A 10628-nucleotide genomic window follows, 5' to 3' on the forward strand; every position below is an offset into this window, starting at 1 on the left:
TACATGCGGAGCATACCTGTAAATACCGAAAGCTAACGTCTTTTCTCAGACGGAAGCCGTATCGCGCCTAGTCATTGCCCAAAATAGAAGAGCTAAAGCACTAACTGACGCCCCGAGCAAGCATACTCCTTCCCAACCATAATTCGCATACATTTGGGTAGAAGCAATTGAACCGCTAGCACTGCCGATAGAATAAAACACCATGTACCCGGCAGTTAGCCGACTACGTGCCTCCGGTCGCAATGGAAGAATCATAGTTTGATTAGTAACATGTATGGCTTGTACAGCCAAGTCAAGCAGAACAATACCTATAACTAATGCGAATAGAGACTGCTCTGTATAGCTGATGAAAAACCATGAAATCAACAATAGAATCAAAGCAATGCCCGTCGTTCTCTGTCCGTAACCCCGATCAGCTAGCTTCCCTGCTCGAGCTGCAGATAAAGCCCCAGCCACTCCTACAAGACCAAGTGCTCCAATTGCGCTATGCGAAAGAGAAAATGGCGGAGTGCTAAGGGGCAGTACGAGTGAAGTCCACAAAATGCTGAAATCAGCAAAAATCAGCAGGGCAAGAACAGAGCGGATGCGTAAGATGCGTTCTTGTTTAAACAATATAAGCACCGATCTAATCAACTTAGGATAGGACAATGACTTTACCTCTCGCTCAACATTGGGCAATACCCTAAAAAACATACACACCATAAAAAGCATTAGTGCAGCAGAGACTAGATATACGGAACGCCAACCCGCAACATCCGTTAATATTCCTGCAAAGGACCGCGCAAGTAATATGCCGATTACAATCCCGCTTGTTACAATACCAACGACACGTCCTCGTTCGGCAGGAGCAGCCATAGATGCTGCAAACGCCACAAGAGTCTGAGTTACGACCGCAAGAAGTCCCACTAAAGCCATTCCTGCAAATAGTATCGTGCTGGTGGAAGCAGTACCAACTATAACCAAGACTATTACGGATAATAACATCTGGCCGATAATCAAGAAGCGCTGGTTCAGCAAATCACCAAGCGGCACTAACAGCAGCAATCCTAATCCATAAAAGATTTGAGTGATGGTAATAACAATTCCAATGATGGAATGGTCGATACCAAATTCACTCGACAGCTGATCTAGTAGCGGCTGTGCGAAGTAGATGTTGGCGACTGACATCCCACAGGCAGCCGCAAATAATAATGACACTTTACGAGACATGGAAGAGACACGGACTGAATCAGATGAGATAAATGCTCCCCGAGTCGAATTCGCTTTTATCTCTGCATTGACTGCTATTTTTTCTTTAATTCCCTCCAATTTGTACACCCCTTTTTTCCATTAATTTTAGATACGGAGAAATATAACGTACCGAACAGTATGTTATATTGCTTGGTAAATATAACTCCCAGAAACTAATTATGTCAAAGCACAAATTATATTTCGTGTAATCACGTCTTTGTATTCGGAAATCCCATGTTAGGTTTAACTAGCCTACATTTGACAATATTAAGTGAAAAATATATATTTATAACATACTGTTCGGTACGTAATTAAAGGCAATTGACAGTTTCATATGATAGATATAATTAAACATAAAAAAATCAAGAGTAACGAGAGGTTTTGACTATGGGACGAACCCGCGAATTTGACGAAGAAAGAGTATTAGATGCAGCTATGCAACTATTCTGGGAGAAGGGATATGAAGCAACCTCATTAAGTGATTTAACTACCAGAATGGGAATTCAACGACCCAGTATTTACTCTACCTTTGGGGGTAAAAAAGATTTGTTCGAAGCCGCTCTACGCAAATACACGATGTCCCATGCTTCTGATATCCGAACCAGATTTCAAAACTTTCCATCAGTAAAAGAAGCATTTTGCACTTTTTTTGAAGAAGTGGTTGCTGAGGAATACACAGAAAGTCGAAGTAGAGGATGCTTTTGCATTAATACGATGGTCGAACTTGCGCCTCATGATGAGAAATTTGAAATTCTTACAAGGGAACATCAAATGTACCTTTCAATCATATTTCAAGAAACCATTGAACGAGGTATACAATCAGGTGAACTCGAGACCGATGTAAACGCGAAGGCCTTAGCACAGGCGCTAATCGTATCGTTAATTGGGCTAACCGTAATTATGAAATCTCGTCCAAAACGATCATTTGTTGATAATGCAATAAAAGAGATACTTACAATGCTTAAGTAGCTCGGAAATGCTTTATTTGTCTGGTTATATGATCAAAAATTTATATACTTCTAAAACTTTTAATTTCATTCTTCTCTTCTAATTCAAACGTAAACGAAAAAACTCCCTCTTAAAAAAGAGAGAGTTTTTGTTTACATCATGGATTTTCTTACCTGAAGTAGTCCATCTAGCTGTTACTTCACCGCCGATTGGCAATTGTTACAGCCTTTTTTTATTTCATTTTCTTCCCCGCAAAGAGTAAAAACGATACGTCTCCCAAAATTAGTTTTTCAACTAAACTGCCCCGTTAGTTCTACAATTGGAAGGGAAATTTAGTTTAATAAATGCATTACAGGGGTTCACCGGGATTTTCCGAAGTATAAATAATATTGTAAGTGGGTTTAATAACTCCGCTAGAATACTGTTTCATTTCCACTAAATCTAATTTATGACATGGCTTTACGCTGCCGAATAGAGATATACCTTCACCAATAATAACTGGATTAACCTTCAGCACTAATTGATCAATGAGTTTATGTTTTAGCAACGACCCAGCCAATTCTCCTCCCCCGCATAGCCACAGTTTACCGTTCCCTTGCTGTTTTAGATTTTCAATAAAAGCTATAGCATTTCCCTTGATAAGATCTACTTCCTCGTTCGATTCAAACTGAATGGAGTTTGAGAATATATAATGTTTTAAGCCCTTATAGCCAGGTTCACCCGGTTTAGCACCGAATTGAAATCCAAACTCATATGTTTTTCTGCCCATCAACACCGCATCATATTGCTGAATATCTGATAAAAAGTCTGATACATGATCTCCTTCAAATAAGAAGAGAGAATTGTTAATATTCCCATCTAACATACCTTGGTCTGCAATAAAATTGTCTAGTGAAACTGCAACATGATAAATCAATTTAGCCATTCAATCATTCCTCCATGAAAATGAATTGCTTAATTAATTCTTTAAAACAAGTTTAAACTCCTTTAATTGTAAATTAACTAACCTGCCCCGTTAGTTCAAGAAGAAAATGGCTGACAATCAGCCCGATGATCTTTAACTAAAGCACCCGTTAGTTGAATAAGTGTACATAATAAATTTGATAATAAATCCTGCAATTTACTCGTCAATACTGTTATCAACGATATCCCACACAAGATGGTGATGTCCCTTAAAAGTAATTGGGGATATCAAATGATATAGAGTCGATATCATTTTCTTTTGAGTAGTACATACAAATACTGTCTTTATATTTTTGACTTTCATTAGGCAGAACAATAAAGTCTAATCTATTATAAAAGTCTGTCCCAATATCACTATACAGGAAAAAGTTGTTACAGTTTTCTTCCTGTTCTAATTTGTTCATTGTTTCTTTGACTAATAAAAAAGCATATCCATTTTTTCTTGAATTTGCAGGTGTCGCGATTGATCCTATCCCTTTTACGATTAAGTCTTCTGAAGGGTTAAGTTTATATACGATGAGAGAACTTAATAATTCCTTTGTATCTGTTGCTTCAAGAACGTACCATTTCCCCTTCTTATACTTACTTGAATCCTGACACATTGTTATATATTCTTCGACTGGCATATCATCTCCCCAAACATCAAAGCCCATCATATAAATATCTATCATATCTTCTTTTGTTGCTTCTCTTATTTTTTTCAAATTACCTCTCCTTGTGTTGTATTTGGTTATACATTCTTTTCGACTTTTAGATTATTACGACCACTATTCTTATTGAGCTAACCTGCCCCGTTAGTTCAATAAGAAAAAAATCTGCTTAAGCAGCCCGATGATCTTCAATTAAAGTACCCGTTAACTTAATAACCTCACTCTAAATCAACGATTTCCAATTAGGATCTTTTACATCTTTCTTATTTAGCTTTCTCACAAATTCAATACAGTCTTCTTGGCAAGCCCCGAACTTAATGTAGTTTTGTTGTGCTTGTCTTAATGAAACGTCATTTGCCCCGCCTTCAAAATCGGGGTCATCGAATTGCACTAAATCATCTTCCCAAAAGCAAATTTTACATATATCATAAGAACCTCGAGTCTTAGAATATAGAGTTTTATATCCACAACAAGGACAAGTATTTTTCATAAAGGCACCCCAATACTTTATCTATTTGGCCACTCTTTTTACTTCAACTAACCTACTCCGTTAGTTGAAGATCATATTATCCACTATGAATTTCAAAGCAAAAATATCCAAATGGCAAATGTTCTTCTTTTAATTCCATTTCTGATTTTGCTATTTCCATCATCCTAAGTAGAATCTCTCTTAAAGAGTCCTTATATTTTTCAAGTGCCTTTTGAAATGAAACAACATCGTTATTTTTACATAAAGGATATAGTATGGCACCTAATTTCACATCATTAAGTGCTCTAGGGGTATCTACTGGATTAAGACAATCTAAGATGTGTATCTCTTGAATCTTTTCATCAAACCAATCCCTGCATTCTATATAAAACATATATTCTTCGAATTCCATTTGGTGATTCAATTCTTCATTCCTATAGAACGGTATAATCCTAATGTAATCGGTAGTTGAATCACAATTAATAATTTCTTCTAATATACCCTTTAAATCTGTAATGGTCGGGTAATATCTATATCTTCCCTTATAGTAAGCAGTATTATTGAATACTATTTCGTTAATCTTTCCTCTTTTTTGCTTCAACACAATTCTCTTCCTACCTTTTATCCAAGCTAACTGCGTATATTTTATCGTTGCTTGTTCAACTAAACTGCCCCTTTAGTTTAATAAGAAAAAGAGCCGTTTTATCAGCTCAATGATCCTCAAGTAAAGCACCCGTTAGCCATACATGTAGTGCAAAATCAGCGCTACACCACAGAGGATAAAAATGTGTGCAAAACGGGTCGATATTATCAATAATAAGAGTTCTTTTATTTTCGTGGGAGTTGAACAACGAAAAAGCAGATTTCATTATTAAAACTTCACCTTGAACCCTAAAGTTTTTAGTCTTGCTTTTTATTGAGTTTTTGGTTTCAGCTGATAGTTTTCAAATTTCAAACGTGTATAAGAAATAATGCCGGATAAAAAGAAGAAGCTGATAATCGTTCCTTCTCGAATATTGAATTGTAAATTGTATAGTAGTGATATTGTTATTGAAAGAAGAATTGAGAATAAATCGACACTATATCTGTATTGAGAGAAAGTGAGTTTTGTTAATTCGGCTATTCGTAAACATAAACTTTCAATTGGAAAAGGAATAATATCTAATGATAAAATAATGCCTGTTGTTCCACCGGCTAGTATCACACCGAAAATAAATAGTCCGACTCTTACTAAATAATTCTCTATATGAATCGTACCGAAAATAGTATAGAGGAAAAAATTAATAACCATTCCAAAGAACAAGATGGAAATGAACATCAAAGTAAATTTTCTAAAATCCTTTTTTTCGCTTAGGCAAATATAAACGATTAGAAAAATGAGATTTGCAATGAATGTAATTGTGCCAACTTTTATGGAAGTCCATTCAGAGATGGATAAATTCATCGCATTAAAACCACTTACTCCAATACCCGCCTTTAATGTAATACTTATACCAATAGCGCTTACTATATAGAGTAGAATCGATTGAATTACTTTTTTCATGATTGTTCCTCTAATAAGTCCATTATTTGCATTAAATTTGGTATCGTATATGTGCTCTTAGGTGAACCTGATTTAGGCATGTTTCGCTTAGGGTTAAACCATACACAATCAATTCCGACATTGATAGCTCCTTGAATGTCCGATGTTAAACGATCACCTATCATTAATAATTCTTCTTTTCGGCTTATATTCAGGGCATCAAAAATATAGTAAAAAAAATGGGGATTCGGTTTTTCATAACCCATTTCTTCGGAGATAAAAAGTTGTTCAAAATATCCTTCTAGCATGGCATCTCTTAATCTTTTTCTTTGAGTCTTTCCTACACCGTTTGTTCCAATATATAATTTATAATCTTGCTTACTTAAAGCATTTAATAATTCATGTGCATGGATAACGGTCTTATGTCCTTGGTTTAAATACTCACGGTACAAAGCTTCAACTTTTGCTCCGTTTTCATCTATATGAAATTCCTTCAAAAAAAGTGAAAAACGCGTTGTCAGCACTTGTTCACGAGTAATCAAGCCTTTCTCTAACTCATGCCATAATCTCTCATTAATGCGCTTATAACTTGCAATGATTTGTTTGTTATAAGGCAACTCGTATCGTGTAATAATTTGTATTAAAGCCTTTTCTTCTGAATCTTGAAAATCAAGGATTGTGTCATCTAAGTCAAAAATAATATGTTTGTATTTGTTCATTCCTATTCACCTCTGGGTAGTAATATATCGAAAATAAGAATATGATAATAGGAGATATCTCATATTGAGGTGATAAAGTGGAAAAAATCAATTTGGAGGATTACGCTGAAAATTTTGTAGATATATATAATGATATTCAAGAAACTTTTCCGAAAGCTGTGTTACATCAGGCTTTTATTTGTAAGTTTTCTTCTAATGAATATATAGTGCGCTTTGATGAAGATATTCAGTACTTATTTTTATTATTGGATGGGCGGGCAAAAATATATATAGTACACGAAAATGGAAAACGTGCGCTGATTCAGTTTCTAAAGAAAGATKATTTTATTGGTGAATTATCGTTGATTGAGGTGGAAGAGAATTTAAAAGATGTTGTGGCTATAAACGACTGCACTTGCTTAGCGGTTCCATTGGCTTCATCGAAAGAGCATCTGTTAAATGACAATCTTTTTCTCTTTAATTTATCAAAATATTTAGGTAATAAATTACTTAAAAGAACGGATCATTACACAGATATGCAGGATTATGAATTCAAAAATCGATTAGCGAAATATATTCTTCAAATAGAAAACGATGGTTGCTTTCAAGAGAAACATACCGAAACAGCAGAATACATGGGGGTAAGCTATCGACATTTATTATACACACTTAACCAATTCCACGAAGACGGGTTATTAGAAAAAAAAGGTAGGAAATACATTATCATTGATGAAGAAAAGTTAGAAAGAATGAGTTTAAAAAAGGATTAATTATGTTGATTTGATAAATTGAAATATAAACAAGTGCCGAACCCGTGCGGGAAACTGGCGGTTATGACAAATGGAGGTCTTTGGACCGATTGAGGCACAGTGCTTGTTTTACTGTGATTATAATTCGGGTCGAGGCCTTTTTTGCGTTTGAAAGTTTGGGCGCTACAATTACGTCCAAGATCGAGTAAGGCAATAAATAGAAAAAGACTATTCCAAGTTGAAAGCTGCAGCAATCGTCACAAAAGAAGTTAGCCATGAACGAGTAGATGTCGTTCATGTGTATTAGGGAGACAAAGGTTGAATTTAACTTAAAAAGATCGATTTCTCTTATAAGAAATCGACCTTTCCTATTTTTTTTCTTCCACTAAAGCACCCGTTAGTTGAACAAGCATTTTCTGAAGTTTATTTAGTAACCGCCCCAAAATTCATATTCAAATTTTGAGAAGTCCATCATATTTTTCATAAATTTTTGAATGGATATAGCTTGTTTAGTTGTAATATCAAATGAACCTATTACTGGATGATCTTCTGATAAATTAAATATTTTACGAAATTCCTTTAAAGGAATTCCAGTAAGTTCTTCCTCTCCTACAATTAATTTAATCTCATCATTTTTTTCATTCCATTGGACTATCCTAGTTGTTTCTTCATCAGAGAAATAGTACGGTGACATAGTTTCCTCCACGAAAAGTCCGTTATCTTTTGCAAATTTGATTGATGATGGGCAGTTTACGCTTGAACCAATATACATATAATAATCCCAACCAAAATGTACAAATAATTTGTCTTTCGAATACAACTGACAACTTAGAAAATTTCTTAATACCATTGTACAAATTGTACGAATTTCATTTGTATTCACTATTTTATCTTCCTGTAAATCCAATTCATCAAATTCTCTTTCGTACAATACGGAAGTTCTATCTTCTGGTGAAACATAAATTTCTGTTAATTGTAAAACTCTCAATGTATTTAGTTCGCATTCACTTAAAATTGTCATTACGGTATTTACATATGCTGCCTCAACACGGAGATACTCACCTAAAGTGAATTCTTTTCCATATATTGTTTTTCCAATTTCAGAGGGACAAGTCCATTCTTTTTCTAATGTGTAGGTTCCATCCTCATCTCTAAAATCAGGATTGTATTTTGTGATTCTCCACTGATAATTTATTTGATTTGACATTGTATCCCCCTTATTTTAGTATCCCCTTATTCAACTAACCTGCCCCGTTAGTTTAATAAGAAAAAAGAGCTGCCAAAGCAACTCCACGATCTTTAACAAAAGCACCCGTTAGTTGAACAAGTTAAATTAAAAAACTGTTTCCCTCTTTTTTAGTAAAAATATTAGCAATGCTATGGCAAAACAAAATATTGAAAGAAGCCCAACAAATTGTATTGGTGGTTCTCCTGATAAAGAGTATAAGGAAATTGGTAATGTAGCAATACCTAAACCTATAAAACTTTTCCAGCTACGAACAATCACTGTATAAATCAAAAGGATGACTGAAAACATTAGTGACAAGCCAAATATTACAGCAAATAAAATCCCCATACATCTGCCTCTCTTTCTACTTTTACCTAGTTAATATCTTTGTTTTTATTAACTACTTCTCCAGACTTCTAAACATACCTTTTTCTTCAACTAACCTGCCCGTTAGTTGAACAAGAAACTAGATAATCCGTCCGTAAAAACATTGATTCACTTACTCACCTGGATTGTATCACTTATACACCCCAGGTTGACATAACACCACAATTAGGAAGTAAATCAACTTCATATCCATAAGAAGAAGCCACCTTGTAAAGGCAGCCGATTCTTCAACTAAAGCACCACGTTAGTTGAATAACCCGATATATAAATAGAGTTTTTATATTCTTAAGTCACCAATCTTATTTAGAACTGCCACAAATTTACCCCATATTTTTATACATTTATCACTTCTAATTAATTCATCAATGAACCAAAAAATGAAAGCAGATAAAACCGCGCTAACAAAGAAGAAATTATTCAATAAACTGATAAGTATATCTCTTTCATGCTCCGACAGTAGTGTTGGAATTATTACTAATAATGCACCCATAAATACATGAATAATGAAAGCCATAAACATTCGACTAAAACCTCTTAATCTTTTGGTAATTAAATCAGAAAATATTGAGGAAGGTGTTCCATATATTATTAGAATCGGTAGTAGGTATATCCCTAAAAAGAGACCCATCCCTAATTCTTCAAATGCTGAATAAATAATAGTCATAATTATACCAGCAGTTAAAGCAGAAACAATTTTCCTAATTAACAAAGTCCTCACTCCAATTCCTTTTAATTTATATTGAATTAATCTGCCCCGTTAGTTCAATAAAAAAGTGCCAACCTCGACTTGAAGTAAAGCACCCCTATTGTTTAATAATTTACATATATTAACTTATTCAATGGCATTCCGAAAAAGCCTTCTTGTTAAACTAATCTGCGAAAGACCCCTTGTTACTTCAAGAGGTGACGGGAAATCCTATATTTACGCCAACTTTAATCCGAGATACGCTCAAATGTCGGTAACGATTTTAAGAACGTATTATAACTTCTGTAAGGCTACTAAAACAAATGGAGTTAAAATGACACCTGCTCAACGATTAGGAATCACTGATAAAGTGTATTCTTGGGAAGATATTATATATAAACGTTAAAAAAACGCTGATTAGAGTTCAGCATTTTTTACTTATTATTGTTCACAGAATATTCTTTATTTTTAAGGTTCAAATGGATAATACTGGTATAATATAAGTAAAGGAGATGATGTAAGTGAAAAAATATTTACTGATTGGTGCGGCAGTATTATTAWCTGCGTGTTCACCAGAGGCTGCTTCGAATGAAGTGGATACGATTACAGACAATGATACAAAACCAGAAGTCGAATTGGTAGAACCTCTTGAAAATTCATTGTTATTGGAATGGTATTCCGACAATATGGATAGAGGTGATCACGATTATGAAACATTGGCTCATCCCCGTTTAGTCGTTGATCCTGATGACAAGGAAATTAAACGCGGAGATGTTATTTACTTCAAATCACCGGACTTCACAATAGAAACAAATCCTGATTTCAATATGCCCGAGTATTACATTTCGAGAGTAGTTGGGTTACCAGGTGAAACCGTTGAAATAAAAGATGGGCAAGTCTTCATCGACGATAAAAAACTGGATACTTTCTATTCCAAATTATTACAGAGAGGAATGAATGAAAAGGAATATTTCGAAAAAGTGAAACCACCCAATAGAGTAAATGATGAAAATCATAGAGAATATTTTGCTACTACTATGAATCCTGTTAAAGTTGAGGAGAATACCGTATTTGTTTTATCTGACAACGGAGCTAGAGG

At 34.6% G+C, this 10628-nt stretch carries 13 protein-coding genes and 1 pseudogene; 4 read left to right on the forward strand and 10 right to left on the reverse strand.

The window, feature by feature from the left end; all coding sequences use genetic code 11:
* Positions 1–45: 45 nt before the first annotated feature.
* Positions 46–1269, reverse strand: a complete 1224-nt coding sequence (locus tag AC1DSL_RS13765) for an MFS transporter (RefSeq protein ID WP_477532612.1) — start codon at positions 1267–1269, stop codon at positions 46–48.
* A gap of 348 nt (positions 1270–1617) precedes the next feature.
* On the opposite strand from AC1DSL_RS13765, the gene AC1DSL_RS13770 reads away from it, so the two are divergent.
* On the forward strand, positions 1618–2199 hold the full coding sequence (locus tag AC1DSL_RS13770; protein ID WP_477532600.1) for a TetR/AcrR family transcriptional regulator: 582 nt from the start codon (positions 1618–1620) through the stop codon (positions 2197–2199).
* A 328-nt stretch (positions 2200–2527) separates the two neighbouring features.
* Here AC1DSL_RS13770 and AC1DSL_RS13775 read toward each other — a convergent pair whose 3' ends face one another.
* The 6 genes from AC1DSL_RS13775 to AC1DSL_RS13800 all read right to left on the reverse strand — a co-directional run bounded on the left by AC1DSL_RS13775 (position 2528) and on the right by AC1DSL_RS13800 (position 6501).
* Positions 2528–3103, reverse strand: a complete 576-nt coding sequence (locus AC1DSL_RS13775; RefSeq protein ID WP_477532601.1) for a dihydrofolate reductase family protein — start codon at positions 3101–3103, stop codon at positions 2528–2530.
* Positions 3104–3350: 247 nt separating this feature from the next.
* A complete protein-coding gene (locus AC1DSL_RS13780) occupies positions 3351–3845 on the reverse strand; it encodes a hypothetical protein (RefSeq protein ID WP_477532602.1) in 495 nt (164 codons plus the stop codon).
* 169 nt (positions 3846–4014) lie between these two features.
* Positions 4015–4281: a CPCC family cysteine-rich protein gene (locus AC1DSL_RS13785; RefSeq protein ID WP_477532603.1), complete on the reverse strand. Its 267-nt coding sequence runs from the start codon at positions 4279–4281 to the stop codon at positions 4015–4017.
* Positions 4282–4357: 76 nt separating this feature from the next.
* Positions 4358–4864 carry a hypothetical protein gene (locus AC1DSL_RS13790; RefSeq protein WP_477532604.1) on the reverse strand — a complete coding sequence of 169 codons (507 nt, stop codon included), beginning with the start codon at positions 4862–4864 and terminating at the stop codon, positions 4358–4360.
* A gap of 309 nt (positions 4865–5173) precedes the next feature.
* A complete protein-coding gene (locus tag AC1DSL_RS13795; RefSeq protein ID WP_477532605.1) occupies positions 5174–5803 on the reverse strand; it encodes a YczE/YyaS/YitT family protein in 630 nt (209 codons plus the stop codon).
* A complete protein-coding gene (locus AC1DSL_RS13800; RefSeq protein WP_477532606.1) occupies positions 5800–6501 on the reverse strand; it encodes a YjjG family noncanonical pyrimidine nucleotidase in 702 nt (233 codons plus the stop codon). The genes AC1DSL_RS13795 and AC1DSL_RS13800 overlap by 4 nt, the downstream gene beginning before the upstream one ends.
* A 77-nt stretch (positions 6502–6578) precedes the next feature.
* Between AC1DSL_RS13800 and yeiL the strand changes: the two genes are divergently transcribed.
* A complete protein-coding gene (gene yeiL / locus AC1DSL_RS13805) occupies positions 6579–7250 on the forward strand; it encodes a transcriptional regulator YeiL (RefSeq protein ID WP_477532607.1) in 672 nt (223 codons plus the stop codon).
* Positions 7251–7656: 406 nt separating this feature from the next.
* On the opposite strand, the gene AC1DSL_RS13810 is transcribed toward yeiL, so the two are convergent.
* From AC1DSL_RS13810 to AC1DSL_RS13820, 3 genes are all read right to left on the reverse strand, one after another.
* Positions 7657–8436, reverse strand: a complete 780-nt coding sequence (locus tag AC1DSL_RS13810) for a DUF7683 domain-containing protein (protein WP_477532608.1) — start codon at positions 8434–8436, stop codon at positions 7657–7659.
* A gap of 126 nt (positions 8437–8562) precedes the next feature.
* A complete protein-coding gene (locus tag AC1DSL_RS13815) occupies positions 8563–8805 on the reverse strand; it encodes a hypothetical protein (protein WP_477532609.1) in 243 nt (80 codons plus the stop codon).
* Positions 8806–9121: 316 nt separating this feature from the next.
* Positions 9122–9553 carry a hypothetical protein gene (locus tag AC1DSL_RS13820; RefSeq protein WP_477532610.1) on the reverse strand — a complete coding sequence of 144 codons (432 nt, stop codon included), beginning with the start codon at positions 9551–9553 and terminating at the stop codon, positions 9122–9124.
* Between the two features lie 169 nt (positions 9554–9722).
* Here AC1DSL_RS13820 and AC1DSL_RS13825 point away from each other — a divergent pair.
* Both AC1DSL_RS13825 and lepB read left to right on the forward strand, forming a co-directional pair.
* A pseudogene (locus AC1DSL_RS13825) lies at positions 9723–9935 on the forward strand (insertion element protein); the annotation flags it as partial.
* Positions 9936–10050: 115 nt separating this feature from the next.
* The coding region (gene lepB / locus AC1DSL_RS13830) for a signal peptidase I (RefSeq protein WP_477532611.1) at positions 10051–10628 on the forward strand (578 nt) is incomplete at its 3' end.

This window comes from Paenisporosarcina sp. P4_D4 (assembly GCF_056401835.1).

What these genes read in the sequence shown, in the direction of transcription:
- AC1DSL_RS13770 (WP_477532600.1), top strand. Translation starts at nt 1,618, where the DNA reads ATGGGACGAACCCGCGAATTTGACGAAGAAAGAGTATTAGATGCAGCT.
- AC1DSL_RS13775 (WP_477532601.1), bottom strand. Translation starts at nt 3,103, where the DNA reads ATGGCTAAATTGATTTATCATGTTGCAGTTTCACTAGACAATTTTATT.
- AC1DSL_RS13785 (WP_477532603.1), bottom strand. Translation starts at nt 4,281, where the DNA reads ATGAAAAATACTTGTCCTTGTTGTGGATATAAAACTCTATATTCTAAG.
- AC1DSL_RS13795 (WP_477532605.1), bottom strand. Translation starts at nt 5,803, where the DNA reads ATGAAAAAAGTAATTCAATCGATTCTACTCTATATAGTAAGCGCTATT.
- AC1DSL_RS13800 (WP_477532606.1), bottom strand. Translation starts at nt 6,501, where the DNA reads ATGAACAAATACAAACATATTATTTTTGACTTAGATGACACAATCCTT.
- AC1DSL_RS13810 (WP_477532608.1), bottom strand. Translation starts at nt 8,436, where the DNA reads ATGTCAAATCAAATAAATTATCAGTGGAGAATCACAAAATACAATCCT.
- AC1DSL_RS13815 (WP_477532609.1), bottom strand. Translation starts at nt 8,805, where the DNA reads ATGGGGATTTTATTTGCTGTAATATTTGGCTTGTCACTAATGTTTTCA.